15 protein-coding genes are annotated in these 23,338 nt (G+C 61.2%); 2 read left to right on the plus strand and 13 right to left on the minus strand.

Features of this window, described 5'->3' with window-relative positions:
* The first annotated feature begins 94 nt into the window (after positions 1 to 94).
* Together treS and glgB are read left to right on the plus strand one after the other, a co-directional pair.
* Positions 95 to 3,436 carry a maltose alpha-D-glucosyltransferase gene (treS, locus tag D8U70_RS23715; RefSeq protein ID WP_122704402.1) on the plus strand — a complete coding sequence of 1,114 codons (3,342 nt, stop codon included), beginning with the start codon at positions 95 to 97 and terminating at the stop codon, positions 3,434 to 3,436.
* 2 nt (positions 3,437 to 3,438) lie between these two features.
* Positions 3,439 to 5,670 carry a 1,4-alpha-glucan branching protein GlgB gene (gene glgB / locus D8U70_RS23720; RefSeq protein ID WP_016774635.1) on the plus strand — a complete coding sequence of 744 codons (2,232 nt, stop codon included), beginning with the start codon at positions 3,439 to 3,441 and terminating at the stop codon, positions 5,668 to 5,670.
* A 128-nt stretch (positions 5,671 to 5,798) separates the two neighbouring features.
* Here glgB and D8U70_RS23730 read toward each other — a convergent pair whose 3' ends face one another.
* The 13 genes from D8U70_RS23730 to glgA all read right to left on the minus strand — a co-directional run bounded on the left by D8U70_RS23730 (position 5,799) and on the right by glgA (position 23,164).
* Positions 5,799 to 6,848, minus strand: coding sequence for an autotransporter outer membrane beta-barrel domain-containing protein (locus tag D8U70_RS23730; protein ID WP_130929876.1), 1,050 nt, complete (start codon positions 6,846 to 6,848; stop codon positions 5,799 to 5,801).
* Between the two features lie 379 nt (positions 6,849 to 7,227).
* Positions 7,228 to 8,010 (minus strand): endonuclease/exonuclease/phosphatase family protein, encoded by a 783-nt coding sequence (locus tag D8U70_RS23735; protein WP_016774637.1) that lies wholly within the window; start codon positions 8,008 to 8,010, stop codon positions 7,228 to 7,230.
* Between the two features lie 198 nt (positions 8,011 to 8,208).
* The gene (locus D8U70_RS23740) at positions 8,209 to 8,967 is read right to left on the minus strand and encodes a PIG-L family deacetylase (protein ID WP_016774638.1); all 759 of its coding nucleotides are present in this window, start codon (positions 8,965 to 8,967) and stop codon (positions 8,209 to 8,211) included.
* A gap of 178 nt (positions 8,968 to 9,145) precedes the next feature.
* On the minus strand, positions 9,146 to 9,805 hold the full coding sequence (locus D8U70_RS23745) for a glycosyltransferase (protein WP_130929877.1): 660 nt from the start codon (positions 9,803 to 9,805) through the stop codon (positions 9,146 to 9,148).
* Positions 9,802 to 10,401, minus strand: coding sequence for an SAM-dependent methyltransferase (locus tag D8U70_RS23750; protein WP_130929878.1), 600 nt, complete (start codon positions 10,399 to 10,401; stop codon positions 9,802 to 9,804). The genes D8U70_RS23745 and D8U70_RS23750 overlap by 4 nt, the downstream gene beginning before the upstream one ends.
* Positions 10,398 to 11,156, minus strand: coding sequence for a PIG-L family deacetylase (locus D8U70_RS23755; protein ID WP_130929879.1), 759 nt, complete (start codon positions 11,154 to 11,156; stop codon positions 10,398 to 10,400). Before D8U70_RS23755 ends, D8U70_RS23750 begins: the two co-directional genes overlap by 4 nt.
* A complete protein-coding gene (locus tag D8U70_RS23760) occupies positions 11,153 to 12,151 on the minus strand; it encodes an acyl-CoA dehydrogenase (protein ID WP_024012877.1) in 999 nt (332 codons plus the stop codon). Before D8U70_RS23760 ends, D8U70_RS23755 begins: the two co-directional genes overlap by 4 nt.
* A gap of 1 nt (position 12,152) precedes the next feature.
* Complete coding sequence (gene glgX / locus D8U70_RS23765; protein ID WP_041480983.1) at positions 12,153 to 14,312, minus strand: glycogen debranching protein GlgX; 2,160 nt, start codon at positions 14,310 to 14,312, stop codon at positions 12,153 to 12,155.
* A gap of 239 nt (positions 14,313 to 14,551) precedes the next feature.
* The gene (locus tag D8U70_RS23775) at positions 14,552 to 14,890 is read right to left on the minus strand and encodes a DUF2934 domain-containing protein (RefSeq protein WP_130929880.1); all 339 of its coding nucleotides are present in this window, start codon (positions 14,888 to 14,890) and stop codon (positions 14,552 to 14,554) included.
* 21 nt (positions 14,891 to 14,911) lie between these two features.
* A complete protein-coding gene (locus tag D8U70_RS23780) occupies positions 14,912 to 17,686 on the minus strand; it encodes a malto-oligosyltrehalose synthase (protein WP_130929881.1) in 2,775 nt (924 codons plus the stop codon).
* A complete protein-coding gene (malQ, locus tag D8U70_RS23785) occupies positions 17,683 to 19,761 on the minus strand; it encodes a 4-alpha-glucanotransferase (RefSeq protein WP_122698339.1) in 2,079 nt (692 codons plus the stop codon). The genes D8U70_RS23780 and malQ overlap by 4 nt, the downstream gene beginning before the upstream one ends.
* On the minus strand, positions 19,758 to 21,560 hold the full coding sequence (treZ, locus tag D8U70_RS23790; protein ID WP_130929882.1) for a malto-oligosyltrehalose trehalohydrolase: 1,803 nt from the start codon (positions 21,558 to 21,560) through the stop codon (positions 19,758 to 19,760). Before treZ ends, malQ begins: the two co-directional genes overlap by 4 nt.
* Before the next feature lie 17 nt (positions 21,561 to 21,577).
* Entirely contained in the window at positions 21,578 to 23,164 is a 1,587-nt protein-coding gene (gene glgA, locus D8U70_RS23795) for a glycogen synthase GlgA (protein WP_016774645.1), read from the minus strand.
* Positions 23,165 to 23,338: the final 174 nt, after the last annotated feature.

Consider the following 23,338-nt stretch of genomic DNA (forward strand, 5'->3'; position numbering starts at 1 on the left):
AAAGCGGACGCAGAGCGTCCATGGCGGCATTCCCACGCAGAGCATGGGAACGATCGTCGTGGGACGCCCATAAAGTATTCAACAGGAGTTCCACATGGCGAAGAAACCCAAGGCAGCCGCCTTCATCAAAGACCCGCTCTGGTACAAGGACGCGGTGATCTATCAGGTTCACGTCAAATCGTTTTTCGACTCCAACAATGACGGGATCGGCGACTTTCCCGGGCTTATCGCCAAACTCGATTACATTGCCGACCTCGGCGTCAACACCATCTGGCTGCTGCCGTTCTATCCCTCGCCACGTCGCGACGACGGTTACGACATCGCCGAATACCGTGGCGTGCACAGCGACTACGGGACCATGGCCGACGCCAAGCGCTTCATTGCCGAAGCGCACAAGCGCGGGCTGCGGGTGATTACCGAACTGGTCATCAACCACACGTCCGACCAGCACCCGTGGTTCCAGCGTGCACGTAAAGCCAAGCCGGGTTCGGCGGCGCGGGATTTCTACGTCTGGTCCGATGACGACCAGAAATACGACGGCACGCGGATCATCTTCCTCGACACCGAGAAATCCAACTGGACTTGGGACCCGGTCGCCGGTCAGTACTTCTGGCACCGCTTCTATTCGCACCAGCCGGATCTGAACTTCGATAACCCGCAAGTCATGAAAGCCGTGTTGTCGGTGATGCGCTACTGGCTGGACATGGGCATCGACGGCCTGCGCCTTGACGCGATCCCGTACCTGATCGAGCGCGACGGCACCAACAACGAAAACCTGCCCGAGACCCACGACGTCCTCAAGCAAATCCGTGCCGAGATCGACGCCAACTACCCCGACCGGATGCTGCTGGCCGAGGCCAATCAGTGGCCGGAAGACACTCAGCTGTATTTCGGTGACACCGATGCCGCTGGCGTCAATGGCGACGAATGCCACATGGCCTTCCACTTCCCGCTGATGCCGCGCATGTACATGGCGCTGGCGCAGGAAGATCGCTTCCCGATTACCGACATTCTCCGGCAGACCCCGGAAATTCCGGCGAATTGCCAGTGGGCGATTTTCCTGCGCAACCACGATGAGCTGACCCTGGAAATGGTCACCGACCGCGAGCGCGATTACCTGTGGAACTACTACGCGGCTGACCGTCGCGCGCGGATCAACCTCGGTATTCGCCGTCGTCTCGCACCGTTGATGGAACGCGACCGTCGCCGCATCGAACTGCTCAACAGCCTGCTGCTGTCGATGCCCGGCACGCCGACCCTGTATTACGGCGACGAAATCGGCATGGGCGACAATATCTACCTCGGCGACCGCGACGGCGTGCGTACGCCGATGCAGTGGTCGATCGACCGCAACGGCGGTTTCTCCCGCGCCGATCCGGCCAGTCTGGTACTGCCGCCGATCATGGATCCGCAGTATGGCTATCAGTCGGTCAACGTCGAAACCCAGTCCGGCGATCCGCATTCGCTGTTGAACTGGACGCGGCGCCTGCTGGCCGTGCGCAAGCAATCGAAAGCGTTCGGCCGTGGCACGTTGAAAATGCTCTCGCCGGCCAACCGTCGCGTGCTGGCTTATACCCGCGAATACACCGATGTCGATGGCAAGCACGAAATCATCCTGTGCGTGGCCAACGTCTCGCGAAGTGCGCAAGCAGTGGAGCTGGATCTGTCGGCGTACGTCGGCATGGTGCCGGTGGAAATGCTCGGCGGTAACGCGTTCCCGCCGATCGGTCAGTTGAATTTCCTTCTGACCCTGGCGCCCTATGGCTTCTATTGGTTCGCACTGGCGGCGGAAAACCAGATGCCGAGCTGGCACGTCGAGCCGGCGCAGAGCCTGCCGGACTTCACCACGCTGGTACTGAAAAAACGCATGGAAGAGCTGCTCGAAGCACCGTCGCGTACGACGCTGGAGCAAAGCATCCTGCCGAGCTGGCTGCAGAACCGTCGCTGGTTCGCCGGCAAGGACGCGGCGATCGAAAAGGTCAATCTGGCCTATGGCGTGCGCTTCGGCGATGCCCAGCATCCAGTGCTGCTCAGCGAAATCGAAGTCACCAGCGGTGGCCAGACCAACCGTTATCAACTGCCGTTCGGCTTCATTGGCGAAGACCATGTCGGCCCGCCGTTGCCGCAGCAATTGGCGCTATCGCGTGTACGCCGTGTGCGTCAGGTCGGCCTGATTACCGATGCGTTCAGTCTGGAAACCTTCGTCCGCGCCGTTCTGCAAGGCATGCAGAACAACACCGTACTGGAGTCGATCGAAGGCGAAATCCGCTTCGAACAGACAGATCATCTGGAAAAGCTCGGCCTCGGCGCCGAGTCGGATGTGCGCTACCTGTCGGCCGAGCAATCGAACAGCTCCGTGGTTGTCGGCAACAGCCTGGTGCTTAAGCTGATACGCAAAGTGGCTTCTGGCGTACACCCGGAACTGGAGATGAGCGCTTACCTGACCGAGGCCGGGTTTGCCAATATCTCGCCACTGCTGGGTTCGGTGATTCGCCGCGATGCGCAGGGTGAAGACAATCTGCTGATGATCGCTCAGGGCTATCTGAGCAATCAGGGCGATGCATGGGAATGGACGCAGAACAACCTTGAACGGGCGCTGCGTGATGAACTGGCCGACGCCATGTCCGAGCAGGAGCAGCATTACAACGCCTTGGGCGAGCTGAAGGACTTCGCCGGCATGCTCGGCCAACGTCTTGGCGAGATGCATCAGGTGCTCGCTGCGCCAACCGAGAACGCCGACTTTGCGCCGCAAGTGTCGTCGAGCAAGGACATGGCCGCGACGGCCAAGGATGTCACCGCCCAGGTCGAACATGCCTTGAAACTGCTCAAGCAGCATCAAGGCGAGTTGAACGTGGCGGACCAGAAACTGGTCAAGCGTCTGCTCGACGAGAAGAAAACCATTCTTGCCCATGTGCAGGATCTGGCGAAGAAAGCCACCGGCGGCTTGCGCATCCGGGTGCATGGCGACTTGCATTTGGGTCAGGTGCTGGTGATCAAGGGCGATGCCTACTTGATTGACTTCGAGGGCGAACCGGCGCGGCCATTGAGCGAGCGTCGCGGCAAGCACAGCCCGTACAAGGATGTCAGCGGCGTACTGCGTTCGTTCGATTACGCAGCGGCGATGACCATCAATGTGCACAACGTTGATAACAGCGCCGAAGCCGAAGCGGCACGTAAACGTGTCGCCGAGCGTTATCTGCGCGAAGCACGCGAGGCATTTGTCCAGGCATACCGCGAGGCAGCAGCTAGTCTTGAGCATGCCTGGCAGGATCCTCAGGGTGCCGACGCCGCGCTGGCGTTGTTCGGCCTGGAAAAAGCCGCTTATGAAGTGGCCTACGAGGCGGAAAACCGCCCAACGTGGCTGCCCGTGCCATTGCACGGCTTGTATGGATTATTGACAGGGCTTAAACCCTTTTCCGATCTTGGTGGAGAGTAGTCATGAGTTTCTCGAACAAGGAACAGGGTGTGGTAAAGGAAGCATTGTTACCCTCGGCACGCGACATTGATGCCTTGGTACGCGCCGAACATCAGGACCCGTTTTCCATTCTCGGCCCGCACGGCGATGGCGCTGGCGGGCAGTTCATCCGCGCTTATCTGCCGGGTGCGCTGAGTGTGGCGGTGCTGGACAAGGACAGCGGCGAAGAGCTTGGCCCGCTGGAGATGACCGAGACGCCGGGGTTGTTTGTCGGCCATTTCGATCAGGCGCGACCGTACCTGTTGCGCACGCGCTGGGCTGGTGGCGAGCAGGTCGCCGAAGATCCGTACAGCTTTGGTCAGTTGCTCGGCGAAATGGATTTGTATCTGTTCGCCGAAGGCAATCACCGTGACCTCAGCGCTTGCCTCGGTGCACAGCTGAAAACCGTTGATGGCGTGGACGGCGTGCGCTTTGCCGTGTGGGCACCGAATGCCCGCCGTGTCTCGGTGGTTGGCGATTTCAACGTCTGGGACGGTCGTCGTCACCCGATGCGCCTGCGCCATCCTTCGGGCGTGTGGGAGTTGTTCATTCCGCGTTTGCAAGCGGGGGAGTTGTACAAGTACGAAATCCTCGGCGCTCACGGCATTCTGCCGCTCAAGGCCGACCCGATGGCGCTGGCCACCAGCCTGCCGCCGGATACCGCCTCGAAAGTCGCCTCGCCGTTGCAAATCGACTGGCAGGATCACGAGTGGATGAATTCCCGTCAGGATCGCCAGCAGCGCTCCAAGCCTCTGTCGATCTATGAGTTGCACGCCGGCTCCTGGCAGTGCGAGCTGGATGATCTCGGCGAAGTCGCGCGCCAGTACACCTGGCCGGAACTGGCCGAGCGGCTGATTCCTTATGTCAAAGAGCTGGGATTCACCCATATCGAATTGATGCCGATCATGGAGCACCCGTTCGGTGGTTCCTGGGGTTATCAGTTGCTTTCGCAATTCGCGCCGAGCGCGCGTTATGGCACGCCGGATCAGTTCGCCGCGTTCGTCAATGCCTGTCACCAAGCCGACATCGGTGTGATCCTCGACTGGGTACCGGCGCATTTCCCCACCGATACCCATGGTCTGGCGCAGTTCGACGGCACCGCGCTGTACGAGTACGGCAATCCGCTGGAAGGCTTCCATCAGGATTGGGACACGCTGATCTACAACCTTGGTCGCACCGAAGTGCACGGTTACATGTTGGCCTCGGCGCTGCACTGGCTGAAACACTTCCACATCGACGGCCTGCGTGTCGATGCGGTGGCCTCGATGCTGTACCGCGACTATTCACGCAAGGCTGGCGAATGGGTGCCGAACCGCCACGGTGGTCGCGAGAACCTGGAGGCCATCGACTTCCTGCGTCATTTGAACGACGTGGTTGAACTGGAAGCACCGGGTGCGCTGGTGATTGCCGAAGAATCCACCGCATGGCCGGGCGTCAGCCAGAGCACCCAGCAGGGCGGCCTGGGCTTTTCCTACAAATGGAACATGGGATGGATGCACGATTCGCTGCACTACATCCAGCAGGACCCGGTGTACCGCGCCCATCACCACAACGAGTTGAGCTTTGGTCTGGTCTACGCCTGGTCCGAGCGCTTCATCCTGCCGATTTCCCACGACGAAGTGGTGCACGGCAAGCACTCGCTGATCGACAAGATGCCCGGCGACCGCTGGCAGAAATTTGCCAACTTGCGCGCCTATCTGAGCTTCATGTGGACGCATCCGGGCAAGAAGCTGTTGTTCATGGGCTGCGAGTTTGGCCAGTGGCGCGAGTGGAACCACGATCAGCAACTGGACTGGTACCTGCTGCAGTACTCCGAGCACAAAGGCGTGCAGAAACTGGTGGGCGATCTCAATCGGCTGTATCGCGAAGAGCCGGCACTGCACGATCAGGACGACGCGCCGCAAGGCTTCCAGTGGTTGATTGGCGATGATGCGATCAACAGCGTTTACGCATGGCTACGCTGGAGCAAGGACGGCTCGCCGGTTTTGGTCGTCGCCAACTTCACACCGGTACCGCGCCAGTCGTATCGGGTCGGCGTGCCGTTTGCCGGGCGCTGGACCGAGCTGTTCAACAGTGACGCCGACATTTACGCCGGCTCCAACTATGGCAATGGCGGCGGGGCATTGACCGATGAAGTACCGAGTCACGGTCAATCCTTGTCGCTGGAACTGAATCTTCCGCCGTTGGCGGTGTTGATTCTCAAGCCGCAGGGCTGATCCAGGAACAGTAAAACTGTGGGAGCGGGCTTGCCCGCGATGAGGCCGTCATATTCAGCATTTTTGTTGACTGACACGCCGCCATCGCTGGCAAGCCAGCTCCCACAGGGTTTTCGGTAGTCTGGAGATCACCAGCGCATCCGCACGCCGAGGCTGCCGATAATGCCGTTCAGGTCATTGTCATCCACATCGCTGCTGTAGTCGGCGCTCATGTACAGGCTTACCGCCGGTGTGACCCGCGCCACCAGGCCCAAACCCAATTCCACTGTTGAAGACTTGCGGCTGCTGCTGATCTTGTCGACCTGATCGAGCGTCACCGTGCTGCCGGTGTAAACGGTGTGCCAAAGGTTGGTGCGCACGTAGGGTTCGACAGGCAACCCGTTCAAGTCATAACTGCCTTTCAATCGCGCACCGACACGGCCACTCCACGCGGTCAGGTCGGTGGAAGAGGCATTGCCCGAGCCGGCGTACGGAGCGTCGAGACTGATGCGCTGGTTGATCAGTTGTGCCTGCGGCTCGACCACCCAGTTTTCACTCAAGCCGATCGGGTAACCGCCTTCGACGGAAAAGGTCATCGCATTGCCTTCGGTGGCTTGCCGGTTACCTTGCGCGGTCCGACTGAAACCGCTGACCCGACCGCCACTGGCCGACAGGTCGACGTGCCAGCCTTGCGCACCCACCAGACTGTAATAGGCGCCGAGGCTCTGGCCTTGCAGGTTGAGGCTGTCAGTGTTGCGGTCGGCGAGAGCGCGTCGGGTCAGCGCACCATCGGCATTCAGCTGGACCTGACTGACGCCACCTATAAGACCAAGGGTCTGGGTAGTCCCGTTAGCGCTTTTCAACGTGACCACGGCCGGACCTTTGAACTCGCCACCGATCGCATAACCGGAAGACAGTGCGTCGGTCTGTGCTTGCCGGGCGCTTTTGCCGTATAGCTCGTCCCATGCGGAGGGCGCAAGATCTTCGGTGATCAGGCGCGAACTCTGCTGACTCAATGGCAGCGGTCCGGGCGTTATCACGGTCACTGGCAAGGTCATCACAGGGACATCGGCGCGATACCACGCGGGTTCATCCGCCGAAAATTCCGCATGCGCCTCCATGGACGAGCACAGCAACAGTGAACCTGACACTGTGCAAAGGGTGATTTTCAATTCATGTGGGGTCAGTGAAGTTTTCATGGAGGTCTACCTTGCAAGCGCATGCGTCATCTCGTGTTTGGCGTCTCTCCTACCCCGAACGAGGGGCGACCGAATAGAGCGGGGCGAACCGCGGCTGCTCGATTTCGCGAGTGCCGGAAGGTCAGCCCCAGTAGTGATTCCGGGGGTAGTAAGGTAGAGATAAGAAGAGTGACGCCTGCGCGTCAAGAAAATGCACGATGAATGGCGCGCTTAAATCAGCCTTTGCAAGCGTTTGTTTTTCCGCGCATAACTAAGTGTTTGTTTGCATGGAAAAACGCTTGCGAAGCAGGCGGCTGACGGTTTTTTGCCGCCGACGAAAGGTCCTCCCGAGCGTCAGTTGCCGGGAAGGCCTGTCATTTAATTGCTGTCAAAAACGCAGCTACAGGTGTACTTCAACTGCTAACGGCAAGTGATCGGAAAGATGCGTCCACGGCTTGTTGCCAAGAATCCTTGGATCGTGGCTACTGGCATTGCGCAGGTAGATCCGGTCAAGCCTCAGCAAGGGAAACCGCGCGGGATAGGTTTTCGCCGGGCGTCCATGATGGCGCTCAAAGGCTTCATGCAGATAATCGCGACGGGCGAGGGCGGCGTTGCCTTGCAACTGCCAGTCATTGAAATCGCCGGCAATAATCACTGGCGCATCGTCGGGCAGTGATTCAAGCAACTGGCAAAGCAGCTGCAACTGCAATTGCCGATGGCTTTCCAGCAGACTCAAATGCACACAGATTGCATGCACCTCGGCATGCCCAGGCACATCAAGAATGCAGTGCAACAGCCCGCGCCGTTCAGGCCCGGTGATCGACACGTCGAGGTTGCGATATTCGCGGATCGGGTATTTCGACAGCAGCGCGTTGCCGTGGTGGCCATCCGGGTAAACGGCGTTGCGCCCGTAGGCAAAATCGCTCCACATGCTGTCGGCGAGGAATTCGTACTGTGAGGTCTGCGGCCAGTCGTTGTAGCGACTGGAATGGCGTTCGTGCTCACCCACCACTTCCTGCAGGAACACCAGATCGGCCGAGGTACTGCGCATCGCTTCGCGCAGCTCCGGTAGAACGAACCGCCGATTCAGTGCGGTGAAGCCCTTGTGGGTGTTGACCGTGAGTACCCGCAGGCGATGAATGACTGGCGCGTCGACCGCTTGACGCTTGGGATCGCTGGACACGTTCACTCCTCTGAATTGGGCCATGCCTGTTCATGCGACTGGTTTGAGGGGGTGGCAGTTCCTTCCGATGATTTACTGCTGGGCCAATGTGGGAGCGAGCCTGCTCGCGAAGACTTCATCACATTCAATACATCTGACACATGACACACCGCTTTCGCGAGCAGGCTCGCTCCCACAGGTATGGTGAGCTTCCGCCGTTCAGAAGAAGACGATTTCATACGGCAAGCGCATCCGCTCCAGCAGCACCGGTGGCAGCAGCGGGGCGATGCCGATGGCCGGTTCGCCCTTGAGCTGGCTGGCGTAAGCGTGGGTGGCGTGGCTCTTGCGCGCGACTGTCCAGGTGTCGAGACGCAGCTTGCGCGCGCGTTCCCAGGGAATCATTTGCTGCTCGCGCTCCGGCCAATGCCAGGCCCACACCGGCACATCGTGGTAGGTCGCCCCGGCCTTCTGCGCCGCGTCGAAACTGGCCCGGCCAACCACTTCATGATCCGGCGGGCCATCCTTGCGCCAGGTACTGAACACCACGTCGCCCGGCCGCAGGTAACGGCCGATGAACTCGGTGAGCTGGCTTTGCTGATCACTCAGTGCGTTGTCGGTAAAGCCGCCGCGCACCCACTTCAAGCTGTGCATGGGCAGGCCGAGGCGGCGCAGGGCTTCGACGCTTTCCTGCGGACGGAATACGCTCAGGCGCTGTTCCGACCACTGCCGCGAGCCAGGGTGGCTGGCGCTACCGTCGGTAATCGAGAGCAATTGCAGGGGATGGCCAAGGCTGGAGAGCAATTGCAGCAGACCGCCGCAAGTGACCACTTCGTCGCCCGGATGCGGGGCGATGACCACGGCGCGGGCGCCGGCGGGTACCAGGCTGTGGGTGTTGATGACGGGAATATTGTCGAGTTGCGGCGCGCTGTTCCAGATCTGTGCCGGCAGGCCGTGTTCGTTGAGCAATGACGATTTCATGAGTGCGACATCCTTGTGGTATCTCGCCCTCAGTCGTGAGCAGCCAATGCTGATCGCGGCCCGTGAAGGCAAATGAATAGCAACGGTGCAGTGCTCCAACCCTTGGATTACTGCGAGGCAGAGTATTGCTCAAGACAGCCGATTCGTCGCGTCACAGATCAATCTGATCCGTAATTTTTTATTCCAGCTGTGCCAGATTGCGCAGAAAGTCACCGAACCCGCCCTTGGCCCGACTGTCGAGACGGGCGCTGGTGTGCACTTGCGGACGGTGACTCCAGGCGATATTGGCGCCGCTGCGCTCCAGTGCACGCACCAGTTGCACGTCCTCGTCACAGGTCAGCGGCTTGAAACCGCCGGCCAGACGATAAGCCTCGGCGCTGACACCGAGGTTGGCGCCATGAATGTGTCGATGGCCATCGCGAGCCTGATAGTGATGGTGATAGCGAATCTGCGCCGCTTCATCGATCGATTCGTGCCAGTGCTCGACGGTCACCGTGCCGCACACTGCGTCCGCCTCCAGTCCCAGTTGCGCCGCCAGCCAGTCATCGGCGACGCGGCTGTCGGCGTCGGTGCAGGCGATCCAGCGGGCACCACGCTCGAGCAACAGGCGCGCACCGGCGGCGCGGGCTTCGCCAACATTGCGCGCATCGATCTGCAAGCTGAGCACCGGATAAGCGCTGACGATCTGCGCCGAGCCATCGCTGCAACTGTCGAGCACCACCAGTATTTCCACCGGCTCGCCGGCCAGTTGTGCATGCTGGCTGGCGCGCAACGCTGCACGCAGGCATTCATCAAGCAGCGCCTCTTCGTTGTGCGCGGGAATCACGATACCGATCAACGCAAGCCCTCCAGGGCCGCCACCGAGCGTGGCTCGCGGCTCCACAGTTCGAGAATGAAATCCGCCTCCTGATGCAAGACTAGACGCGGCAAAGCCAATTGATCGTGGATCTGATCGTGGACCTGACGTGCATTCAGGGGGCAGCCCTCGATCGGCGGGCGCCAGTGGCAGGCCAGCAATTGGCCGTCGGCGGTCAGTGACTCACTGATCCGGCGGATCATTTCTGTCAGATCTTTTTCGTCGAGGTAGTAGCCGACTTCGCTAAACACGATCAGGTCGAATTTTTCCTCCGGCCAGTCAACTGGAAGGCGGCCCTGGCGGACTTCGGCATGCCCGAACACGCTCAAGCGCGTCCGCGCCAGCTTCACCGCCGCGCTCGCCGTGTCACAACACAACAGGTGGTCGCAGCGCGGAGCCAGTTCTGCACTCAGTTCGCCGTTGGCGCAACCCGGTTCGAACACCGACCTGTAGCGCGGACGCGGCAGGGCGGCGAGGGTGATTGCGCGCTTGCGCTGTTCGTACCAGCGCTGGCGGAACGCCCATGGGTCGTCATTGCCCGCGAACAGGCCGTCGAAATAGCGGTCATCGACGCTCACAGGAACACCACTTCAAAAGGTTGCAGCAAACGATCGAGCACATAGGGCGCGAGCACCGGCCCGAGGCCGACGTCGCGGTCGCCTTCCAACTGGCTGGCGAACGCGTGCGCGGCGTGGCGTTTACGTGCTATGTGCGTCGGTGAAAGGAGGATCTTGCGCGCCCGCTCCCATGGCACCGTGGCGTCTTCCGGGGTTGCCCAGTGCCATGTCCAGACCGGAAGTTCATGGCAGGTCGCACCAACGCGTCGCGCCGCTTCGACACTGGCGCGGCCGACGGCCTCGTGATCGCTGTGACCGTCCTGGCGCCAGGTAGTGAAAACCACATCACTGGCATGCAGATAACCGGCGATGAATTCGCTCAACTCGGTTTCCTGCGCCGCCACTTGGGTATCGGTAAAACCGCCGCGCAGCCATTTCAGACTATGCATCGGCAAGCCGAGGCGCCGCAGGGCTTCGGCTGATTCCTGCGGACGCACCACGCTCAATCGCTCGACTGTCCAGCGCTGCGAGCCGGGGTGACTGGCGCTGCCATCGGTGACCGAGATCAACTGCAACGGCCGTCCGGCTGCCGCCAGCAACTGCATGATGCCGCCGCAACCGAGCACTTCGTCATCCGGGTGCGGTGCGATGATCACCGCTCGCGAACCCAGCGGTACCAAGTCAAGAATGTCGATGGCCGGCAGCTCGGCCAGACGCCGCGAAGCCTGCCATTGCTGCAATGAAGTGCCCTGGCCAACGATCGGGTTGTCCTTCATAACGCCCAGACCTCGCAGGACTGACCAGCAATCTGCTGGCCCAATGCAGCAAGGTCGCGTTCGGCATGACTCTGGCGCAGAAACACCGGCAGGTCGGCACTCAACCTGGCGAAATGCCGATCCTGACAGAACGGCCCGGCACCCAGCGCCCGGCCGACTTCGCGCATCACCTGTTCGGCAGACTGTTCGACCACCGCGCGGGCGCGACGAGCAAGCAATTCAGCGTCGGCCTCGGGCTGCGCATCGATTTGCAGCGCGCTGAAGCGCAACACATCGGCTGCCGCTTGCAGTGCTGTGTCAGTCGCACCGAGATGGGCGAGGGCGTGCGGTTCATCGCGTTGCGCGCAATGCTGACGCAGCCCTTCGGCAATCCGCCGTGAAGCGCCATACCAGCAAGCCGCGATACCGATCCCGCCCTGCCAGAACCCCGGTCGTTGCAGGTAATCACCGGGGTTGCCAATGGCCTGCGCTTCAGCGTTGTCGAACAGCACTTCAACGCTACCGGTCGCCGCCATGCCCACCGCTTGCCAGCCTTGATCGGTGATGGTCACGCCAGGTTGATCGAGTGCGACTGCAACCAATTGCTGCTGACCGTCCGCGTCCCATGCGGTAAGCAAGGCGTGGCTGAGCACCGCAGCGCCAGAGCACCAGGCCTTGCGCCCGTTCAGCGTCACCATATGCCCGGCCGGCGTGACTTTCACCCGCGCCTGCGGCGGTTCCGCAGCCCACATGCCCCACGTGCTGCCCGGGGTTGGCGTACCGCCCAATTGCTCGATGATCGCCAGCGCATCCGTGTGGCCTTCATAGAGTTTGCACAGGCCTAAATCATGTCCGCCGACTTCCGAAAGACGCTGAAAGCGCTCCAGCGTGTGACCGCTGCCGGGTAACGGCAAGCGGTCGAGGCCGGCCTCGACCATCGCCCTCAGGCAACGGCCGAGGGCGTTGGTGTCGGCGTAATCTGGCGGACGGCGGGCCAGATAATGTTGAAAGTCCATATCAATCTTCTTCGTCACGTTGCAGTTCGAACAACAGCAACGAACGCCCGGTCACCGAATATTCATGGCCGAATTCAAAGCGCTCCTGGCCGCGAATCGACGGCTGATTGGTGTCGATCATGCAGGTCCAGAAGCCGCCATCCGGCACTTCCGGCAGGGTGAAGTTGACGATGTCGTGATGGGCGTTGACCACCAGCAGCAGGGTCGCGTCGGCACCTTTGCGGCGGATGCCGGTTTCCTGCGCGCGACCGTCGAGCAGCATGCCGAGGCAGCGATTGTGCGCATCGTGCCAGTGCTCGGTGGTCATCTCGGTGGCGTCCGGTGCCAGCCAGGTCACGTCCTTGACGCCGATGTCTTCGTTGTACTCGCCGACCAGGAAGCGTCCGCGACGCAGGATCGGATAAGTCAGGCGCAGCTTGATCAGGCGTTTGACGAACTTGAGCAGGGCCTTGCCGTCCTCGCTCAGGTCCCAGTTGACCCAACCGATCTCGCTGTCCTGGCAATAGGCGTTGTTGTTACCGTCCTGGGTGCGGGCGAACTCGTCACCGGCGACTATCATCGGCGTACCTTGGGCGAGCAGCAGAGTGGCGAAGAAATTACGCATCTGCCGGTGGCGCAGAGCGTTGATTTCCGGATCGTCGGTCGGGCCTTCGACGCCGTGGTTCCACGACAGGTTGTTGTTGCTGCCGTCCTGATTGTTTTCGTCGTTGGCTTCGTTGTGCTTGTCGTTGTACGACACCAGATCGTTGAGAGTGAAACCGTCGTGGGCGGTGATGAAGTTCACCGACGAATACGGCCGGCGCCCGCGCTGGTTGAACATCTCCCCGGAAGCGGTCATGCGGCTGGCGAAATCGGCAAGCTGAGCGTCGTCACCTTTCCAGAACGCACGCACGGTGTCGCGGAACTTGTCGTTCCACTCGACCCAGCCCGGCGGAAAGTTGCCCACCTGATAGCCGCCGGGACCGCAGTCCCACGGCTCAGCGATCATTTTCACCTGACGCAGCACCGGGTCCTGACGGCAGGCGACGAGGAAGCTGTGGCGCTCGTCGAAACCATCGTGGTAACGGCCAAGAATGGTTGCCAGGTCGAAGCGGAAGCCATCGACGTGCATCTCACTGGCCCAGTAGCGCAGAGAGTCGGTGACCATTTGCAGCACGCATGGGTGACTCAGGTCCAGCGTGTTACCGGTGCCGGAATCGTTGATGTAGTAGCGCTTGTCGTCGGGCATCAAGCGGTAGTAGGAGGCGTTGTCGATACCGCGCATCGACAGCGTCGGGCCTTGCTCGTTGCCTTCGGCGGTGTGGTTGTACACCACGTCGAGAATGACCTCGAGATTGGCATCGTGCAGATGCGCCACCATTTCCTTGAATTCGGCAATCTTGCCACTGGCCAGATAACGCGGGTCCGGGGCGAAGAACGCGATGCTGTTGTAGCCCCAGTAGTTGGTCATGCCTTTTTGCAGCAGATGCTGATCGTTGACGAAGGCGTGAATCGGCAGCAGTTCGACAGACGAAACACCGAGCTTGCGAATGTGCTCGAGCACGTCGTCGACCATCAGACCGCCGAAGGTGCCACGCAGGTTTTCCGGCACCGACGGGTGACGCATGCTGATGCCGCGCACGTGGGTTTCATAGATGATGGTCTTGTCCCACGGCACGCTGACGCGATGGTCGTTGCCCCAGGTGTGCGCCGGGTCGATGACCTTGCACTTGGGCACGAATGGCGCGCTGTCGCGCTCGTCGAAACTGAGGTCGGCGTCGGGGTGGCCGATGGTGTAGCCGAACAGCGCCTCCGACCATTTCAGCTCACCGACCAATTGCTTGGCGTACGGGTCGATCAGCAGTTTGTTGTGGTTGAAGCGGTGACCATTGGCCGGGTCATAAGGACCATAAACGCGGTAGCCGTAGATCAAGCCAGGATGCGCATCCGGCAGGTAGCCGTGGTAGATCTCATCGGTGTATTCCGGCAGCTCGATGCGTTCGAGTTCGACCTCGCCGGCATCGTCGAAAATGCACAGCTCGACCTTGGTGGCGTTGGCGGAAAACAGAGCAAAGTTCACCCCCAGACCATCCCAGGTCGCACCGAGCGGGAAGGGCAGGCCTTCACGGATTCTCGACGGCTCGGCGTGCGCAGCGGGTTCGGCTTTCTTTGGACGGGTCATGATTGCTCCTGCAAAAAAACGGGACAGTTCAGGCAATGAGATTTCCTGGTGGGAGCGAGCCTGCTCGCGAAAGCGTCGGCATATCCGACATCTTCGCGAACTGACCTAGCGCTTTCGCGAGCAAGCTCGCTCCCACAGGATCGTGTGTTTTTCCCAATAAGGGACTTTCTTCGGGGCGCAAGAACCCCTTGTGGCGAGCACGCTCGCCACACAGTCATTCAGTTCAAAAATGGATCGGGTCAGTTCGCCGGAGGCTTCTTCGCGGCTCGCGGCTTTTTCTCGGCAGCCTTTTCGCCCGGCGGGACTACTTTGGGCGTGGCCGCCGGCTTGGCTTTCGTTGCCGGTTTGGCTTTGGCGGTTGCCGGAGTCTTGCCGTCGGTGCTTTTCGCTGCTGCGGCTGTAGTCTTGCCAGCCACTTTGCTGCCCGCCGCTTTCGGTGGCTTCTTCGGTGCCAGCGCTTCGGCCTCGGCCAGCTTGCGCGCCATTTCCCAATGACGTTCTTCGTGGCCTTCAGGTTTCCCTTCCGACTCCCAGATCTGATAGGCGAATTCGCGAATGCGTTTATCGTCGGTGCTCATCGCAATGCTCCTGAACTGAACTCATGCTTGTGTTAAGTGTTGGATAAAGAGATTGACCGGGACATCCCCCAGCGCTTCGCTGACATTCAGCTCCCTGTTTTGTGTGACTACGCTGCTTGCAAAAAGTCCCTTCAGGTTTGCATCCGAAGCGGCAGACGGTAAAACCACCCGCGTATCGCCCCAGCGCAGCGCATCGACCTGCGGGATGGCACTGTTTTCCAGCAACGTCGCGCAACGCACCGGCACTACGACAATGGCCCGCACGCCTTCGTGTTCACGCGCGAATGCCAAGACGTTGTGCGCCTGACTGCCCAGCACTTCCAATGGCTGGTAATCGCCACGACGGAACAACTCGCTGTGTTCCTTGCGCAGGTTCAACACCTCACTGATCAGCGCCTGTTTGATGCGCCCGTCACGCCAATCCTTGAGCAGTTCGGTACCCGGCACGGATGCCTGCAACGCTTGCTCGCGAGCGGCGTAATCCACCGGGCGGCGGTTGTCCGGGTCGACCAGACTGAAGTCCCAGTACTCGTTGCCCTGGTACAGATCCGGCACACCCGGTACGGTCATGCGCAGCAAGGTTTGCGCCAGCCCGTTGAGCGCGCCGGCAGCGGCGATGCTGTTGACGGTCTTGCTCAGCGCCGCACGCAGCAACTCGCCTTCTTCACCGGTCAGCAGCTTTTCCGTGAACGCCTGTGCTGCGTTTTCATAAGCTTCGTTCGGCGCGCTCCAGCTGCTCTGCAGCTTGGCTTCGCGCAGGGCTTTCTGTTGCCACTGCCAGATGCGCTTGGCGTAATCGGCGAAACCGGCCTGGTCATCGTCCTGCAGGTCCAGCGGCCAACTGCCGAGCAATGCCTGATAGAGGATCAGTTCGTCGCCAGCGGAAGGCGCGTCATCTTCGATGCGCACCGGGCGGGCGAGGGCGCGCCACAGTTCGACCTGATCGGCGTACCAATGGCTGCGCTCGCTGAGTACGGCCAACCGGGCGCGGGTGTCTTCGCCGCGCTTGTGGTCATGGGTGGCAGTCGCGAGCAGGTTGTCAGGAAACTCGGCCATGCGCTGTTGATTGACTTCGTGGAACTCGCTGACCGGCGCGCTGAACTGCTCGGTGTTGTAACCGACATCATTGCGCGACAGCAGCACCGCCGAGCGATACAGCGCGGTATCTTCCACGGCCTTGGCCGCCGCCGGCGAAGTCAGTTGCTGGAAACGCACGCAGGCATGCTTGAGGATCTTGCGCGAGCGCCCACGCGGCTTGCGGCGCCATGGCGTGCCGCCGAGCCAGCTGGCGACCGAGTCGAGCACCGGCCAGTCGGCTTCGCTGAAGGTTTGCCGCGCACCGTCCATGGCATGCTGAAAAATCGCTTCGTCCTGCTCGGACCGGCCCATGGCGCTGATGTAAGTGCGATAAACCGGGAAGTGCACGATCAGCGCATGCAGCACGCGGCGAATCGCGCCCAAGGTCAGGTCGCGGGTCATCAAGTCATCCCGTGCGACTTGATGCAGGGCTTGCGCGACACTTTCAAAGTCGCTGGCCAGCGAGCCGTTGAGGATCTGCTGACGGGCCAGTTGCGCTTCTTCCATGAACGCAGCCGGGCGCTCAGTGCGGCGCTGCCAGAGTTCGCCGAGCACGTGTTCGCCGTCCGGGTCGTGTTGCAGCAGCGACAGCTGATTCATGAACTCGTAGCCGGTGGTGCCGTCGACGCTCCAGTCGCGGCGCAGGGTTTCGCCCTCGCCGAGGATCTTCTCGACATAGATCGGCAGATGACGCCCCGGCGCCAAGTGATCAAGGCGACGGCGCAATTTGCGGCAGTAGCCACGCGGGTCGGCGAGGCCGTCGATGTGGTCGATGCGCAAGCCGTCGACCAGACCTTCTTCGACTAATTGGAAGATTTTGCCGTGGGTCGCTTCGAACACCGCCGGACGCTCGACGCGCAGGCCGCCAAGCTCGTTGATATCGAAGAAGCGCCGCCAGTTGATGTCGTCCGCCGCCGTGCGCCAACTGGCCAGGCGATAGCTTTGCCGCTCGAGCAACTCATGGAGCTTGTGGAAGCCCTCGTCGGTGGTCGAATCGTATTGAGCAACATTGCTTTCGATGGTGGCCAAAACACGCGGATCGCTTGCCAGCTCGCGCAGCTCCTGCTTGAGCGGCATCGCCAGCGAATGTGCGTCGGTCTGGTAGCTGAGTGTGCTGAAGCGATCTGCCAGAGACTTCAGCGTGTCGTCGGACTTGAGCAGCTCGCCATAGTTGTTCGGGCAGATCGGGAAATGGTGGTCGTAATGCTCGACGTAAAAAGTCCCGGTCTGCGCGTTGAATTTCAGCTTCAGCGTGCCTTCCTGCAACGCCACGCCGTAATCACTGCCAAGGAACGGCAGCAGCAACTGGCCTTCCATCAACGGGTCCGGCGAGTGCCACTGAATGTCGAAGAATTCGCCGTACGGGCTCAGGCGTCCCCATTCCAGCAGGTCGAGCCACCACGGGTTGTCATTGCCGCCCACGGCCATGTGGTTGGAAACGATGTCGAGGATCAGGCCCATGTTGTGTTCACGCAGGGTGCTGACCAGTCGGCGCAATGCCGGCTCGCCGCCCAGCTCAGGGTTGACCTGGGTCGGGTCGACTACATCGTAGCCATGCATGGAACCGGCGCGCGCCGCCAGCAGGGGCGAGGCGTAGATATGGCTGATGCCGAGGCGGGCAAAGTACGGCACCAGTGGCACCGCTTGTTCGAGGGTAAAACCCTTATGAAATTGCAGGCGCAAGGTGGCGCGCAGTGGCTGGATTTGCTGTTGATTCATTGGTCACGCTCAGAGGCTTGAAGGCGCGCGCAGGCCAGCAGTTCCAGGCGGCGGGCGGCATCGGGGCCGTCCAGCAACGCTTCGCTGGGACCGGGCAAACGTCGCGACCAGTTCGGATGTGAATCGGTGGTGCCAGGCAGATTCGGCTGTTCATCGATACCCAAGGCATCTTCCAGCGGCAGCAGGACCAGCGGCGCGCGGGTGTGGCCGAGGAAACGCACACTGGCATCGACCACTTGATCGGCTTCGTGGGACTCTTCGCGGAAGTTCTGCGGATCCTGGCGCAGCGCATCGCGCAGGCCTTCGCGTTCACGCTCACGATGCCGACGCCAGTCGATTTCGCCGTTGGCATCGACCAGACCCAGGCGTGCATTCCAGTCGATGTCACGACCATGCCACCAACCATTAAGTGTCGGCAGGTCATGGGTGCTGGTGGTCGCCAAGGCATCATCCGGCCAGTCAAGAATCGGTTTGAAACGGGTGTTGTCCTGTTCGAACAACAACACGCGCATGCCCAGAATCGAACGCGCGGCGAGTTTTTCCCGCAGGCCTTCCGGTACCGTGCCGAGGTCTTCGCCGAGCACAATGGCCTGATGCCGATGGGATTCCAGGGTCAGCAGGCGCAACATGTCGTCGAACGGGTAATACAGATAGGCGCCATCCGCCGGAGCGGCGCCGTTGGGAATCACCCACAGGCGTTGCAGGCCCATGACATGGTCGATACGCAAGCCACCGGCGTGGGCGAAGTTGGCGCGCAGCATGTCGATGAAGGCGCGGAAACCGTTGCGGATCAGCCCTTCCGGCGAGAACGCGGAAATGCCCCAGCCCTGGCCGCTGCGATTGAGGATGTCCGGCGGTGCGCCTACGGTCAGCGAGGCGAGCAATTCGTCCTGGAAACTCCAGGCCTGACTGCCAGCACCGTCAGCACCGACCGCGAGGTCGGCGATCAGACCGATCCCCATGCCAGCACTGCGCGCAGCAGTTTGGGCGCGTTCGAGGCAGCGATGGATCAGCCATTGGCAGAAGGCGAAATAACCGATGCGCTCGGCATATTCCTCGGCAAACGCGCCGAGCGCCGCGCCGCGTGGGTCGTGCCAGTGCTCTGGCCATTGGCGCCAGTCGAGGCTTTCGCCACGAGCAGCGCGCATTTCCTGAATCGCTTCGAAGCGGCAATGGTTCTCCAGCGCTTCGCCACCGGCATGGCGGAAACTGGCGAAGTCGGCGTGCAGCGGATGCTCGCCAGCGACGAAACCGTCATACAAGGCTTGCAGCAGTTTCTGCTTGGCTTCGGCAGCGGTCGGCCAGTCGATCAGCTTGAGATTTTCCAGCTGCTCGAACTGCGCGGCCAGGCCACTGGCATCAATTGCATCACGCAACGCGCGTTCGCCGAGAATGCTCCCCGGCGCGGCATACAGTGAATTGAGAAACAAACGACTGGACGGCGAATAGGGGCTGTAGCGGCCATTGTCGGCGCTGAACATCGCGTGCATCGGACTGATCGCCAGCGCATCGGCGCCACGTTCGCCCGCTACACGAACCAGTTCCTCCAGCGCCTGGGTGTCGCCAAAACCACCGTCACCCGGACGGCGCAGCGAATACAACTGGGCGCTCAGACCCCAGGCGCGCGGGATCGGGCTATCGACCGCATCGGCGACGCTGAAGCAGCGTTCAGGCGCCACGGCGAGCGTGAAATACTGATCGGCGATATGCACTTGCTGGTAACCGACCGGAATCAAGCCGGGCAACATGGCTTCGTTGTCCAGCTTCAGGTTCATCTGCGAGCCGTCTTCAAGATGGATTTCGCAGGGGGTTTCCGGTGAGAAGTAGCGACTCAGGTCGAGGGCAACGCCCACGTCGCAGGTCAGCAGGGGTGGCAAATGGCGGTCTTGCTGGACTTCTTGCAATTCCAGCAGGCTGGCATCGATTTCTTGCGCGGTGCTGGCGGGGTGGCCGAGTCCGATCAGGACATTGCGCAACACAGCGGGAGCGACTTTTTGCTGACGCCCGTTGGCGTCGATCCAGTCGACGGCAAGGCCGGCTCGACTGGCGAGTATTTCCAGTTGCGCATCGCTCATAGGCGCTCTCCATCCAGGGGGTGCATAACGGGTGCGGCCGTGAGGCTGACGAGCGCGGTGTACGCCGGCAGTTGGTTCGGGTCCGACAGTTCGATCGCGGCTGGCTGTTGAAACAGCCACTCGGTATCGGTCTGTGCAGGGTTGACCACTGGCGTGTCACTGAGGTTCAGGTCAATTCGCAGCTCACTGCCGTTGCCCAGTCGCCAGCGTGCGCTGACCGCGCCATGGCCGAGCATCTGCGCGCCCAGAGCCTGGGTCCCGGAGAGGTTGGGAATGATGTATTGGTGCCGCAACTTGAGCAGTTGCCGATAGAGCTCTTGGGTCTGCTGTTGCAATGGCGTGCCGCTGCCGGACAATCGCGGCTGCGAAGCGTGGAAAGTGCTTTCGGCATTCGGATCGGGGATCTGTTCGCGCTTGTGCGGATCGGTAAAGGCACTGAATGCGGCGAACTCGTTGCGCCGACCTTCACGCACCAGTTCCGCCAGTTCACCGTGGTGACTGGTGAAAAACAGGAACGGTTGCTCGGCGGCAAACTCGTCGCCCATGAACATCAGTGGAATCATCGGCGACAGCAGCAACAACACCGTCGCCGCTTGTACCGCACGCGGGTCGGCGAGCTGATGCAGGCGTTCGCCAAAGGCACGGTTGCCGATCTGGTCATGGTTCTGCAGGAACAGCACGAAAGCAGTGGAGGGCAGATGTTCGCTCGGCTCGCCGCGAGGTTCGCCATGGCGAGTGATGTGGCCCTGGAACACGAAGCCCTGACTCAGGCAGCGCACCAGTTGCTCGGTGGGCTGCGCAGCATAGTCAGCGTAATAGGCGTCGGTTTCGCCGGTCAGCAGCACGTGCAACGCGTTATGACCGTCGTCGTTCCACTGCGCGTCGTAATCGTTTTCCAGCAGACTCGACTGGTTCAGCTCGTTCTCGACGGTCAGCCAGACGTGCCGGGTCGGGTCTATCTGCTGGCGAATGCGTCGGGCCAGATCGCTGAGGAAGTCGGGATCTTCAATCGCGTGCACCGCATCCAGACGCAGGCCGTCGAAGCGGTATTCGAGCAGCCACATCAATGCGTTTTCGATGAAGAACTCACGCACTTCCGGACGGCGGAAATCGATCGCCGCGCCCCATGGCGTGTGCTTGTCCTCGCGGAAAAAGCCTTTGGCGTAACGATGCAGGTAGTTGCCATCGGGACCGAAGTGGTTGTAGACGACGTCGAGAATCACCGCCAGGCCATGGCCGTGGGCGGTGTCGATCAGGTGTTTGAGTTGTTCCGGTGTGCCGTAGGAGGCTTGCGGTGCATAGGGCAGCACCCCGTCATAGCCCCAGTTGCGATCACCGGGGAATTGCGCCAGCGGCATCAGTTCGATGGCGGTGATGCCCAGCGCCACCAGCCGCGCCAGATGCTGTTCGACTTCGGCAAATCCACCGAGCGCACCGACGTGCAGCTCGTAAATGACCGCCTCACTCCACGGCCGACCATTCCAGGTCGTGTGCCGCCATTGATAGGCATGGGGGTCGACCACCACGCTGTGGCGGTCAAGGTCACCATCCTGCGCTCTGGAGGCCGGGTCCGGCACCTCCAGTTCGCCATCGATGCAGTAACGGTAGCGACTGCCCGCCGGGCAATTGGCCTTGATTACAAACCAACCGTCGCCCTGAGGCAGCATGGGCAACGATTTTCCATCCTCCAGTTCCACACTGACGTAGAACGCGTCAGGCGCCCACAACGCAAATTGCGTGTGCTCGGCATCCAGCATGATCGCGCCGTGGGGCCAGGTTTCTTGGGTCCTTGACGGCATTTTCTGCAACTCCCTGGTTATTTGTGGCTGGCTTTACCCAACGCCTTGGCGACCAGTTGTTCGTAAAGTTCGGCGTACGGTTCAACCGCTTTGCTCCAGTTGAACGGTGCAGCCATGGCGCGGCAGCGCATGGCATTGAGCAGTTCCGGGAAGGCGAAGACCTTGAACGCGCGGCTCAGGGCTTCTTTATAGCTATCAACGGTGGACTCATCGAAGAGGAAACCGGTGACGCCGTTTTCGATGGTGTCGGCCAGACCGCCGGTGTTGCGCGCGACCGGCAGCGAGCCGAAACGCTGGGCGTACATCTGGCTCAGGCCGCATGGTTCGTAACGCGACGGCATCAGCAGGAAATCGCTGCCGGCGAACATGCGTCGGGCATCGGTCTCGTTGAAGCCGATGCGCACGCCGATCTGGCCAGGAAAACGCAGGGCCAGTTCACGCATGGCTTGTTCTTCTTCCGGCTCGCCGCGACCGATGATCGCGATCTGACCACCGTTCTGCACGATGAACTCGGACACCGCTTCGGTGAGGTCGAGACCTTTCTGATAGACCAGGCGCGAAACCACGGCGAACAGCGGGCCGGTAGAGTCATTCAGGCCGAACAGCTCACGGACGTGGGCGGCGTTGACCGCTTTGCCTTCCCAGTCGCCGATGGCGAACGGGGCAAACAGGTGCGGGTCGGTCGCCGAATCCCAGCTCTCGTCGATGCCGTTCGGGATACCGCTGAGCAGGCCTTGCTGGGTCTTGGCGGCAAGGAAACCGTCGAGGCCGCAGCCGAAGTCCGGGGTGGTGATCTCTTGCGCATACGTCGCGCTGACGGTGGTGATGTGGCTCGAATAGGCCATGCCGGCCTTGAGGAACGACATCTTGCCGTAGAACTCCATGCCTTCCTGTTGCAGGGCATGGGTGGGAATCCCCAGCTCCGGGCAGGAACCGAGGCTGGTCACGCCCTGGTAGGCGAGGTTGTGAATGGTGAACAGCGTTGGCGTGCGCTGCCCGCGCCAGTGCATGTAAGCGGGCGCGAGGCCAGCCGGCCAGTCATGGGCGTGCACCAGATCCGGGCGCCAGTGAATTTGCGCAAGATTGGCGGCGATGTCGGCAGCGGCCAGGCCGAGGCGGGCGAAGCGGATATGGTTGTCCGGCCAGTCGCGACCGTTGTTGGCACCATATGGGCCGCCTTCACGCTCGTAGAGTTCAGGGCAGATCAACACGTAGATCACCAGGCCATCGGGCATGTCCATGCGTCCGATCTTGCAAGGTGGCAGCGCGGCGTGGCCACCCAGCTCGCCGATGATGTGAATCGGGTTTTCGCTGTGCACCACCTGCGGATAACCGGGGATCAGCACCCGCACATCATGCAGATGGGCCATGGCCCGGGGCAGGGCGGCGGAGACGTCACCGAGGCCGCCGGTCTTGACCAGATCGGCGATTTCCGAAGTCACAAACAACACTTTTTTCTTGTTGGGATTCTGGCTTGCTACCGGAGCAAGCGTCTTGGTGCCGGGTACGTTGATCTGTCGGCTGCCGGGAACACTGATGGTGCTCGATTCTCCAAGCGACTGGTGAGCACGCTCTCCCTGAATATCCAATGCCGCACTGATCATATGTATCTCCCGTGTGTGATCTGATTCTTGTCTCGAACAAGCTGTTTCGTGGCCAAGTCCTGTGGCCGGGCGCAAAGGCGCCACGCATCGGTGAGCAAATGCTGACCCAACACGCGCAAGCAGAATGGGTGGTGAGGCCGTTGCAAGGATTACACCAGTCGCTTTCGCCCAGTT

It is taken from the genome of Pseudomonas sp. Sample_20, assembly GCF_004307585.1.
GTDB classification, from domain to species: Bacteria; Pseudomonadota; Gammaproteobacteria; order Pseudomonadales; family Pseudomonadaceae; genus Aquipseudomonas; species Aquipseudomonas atacamensis.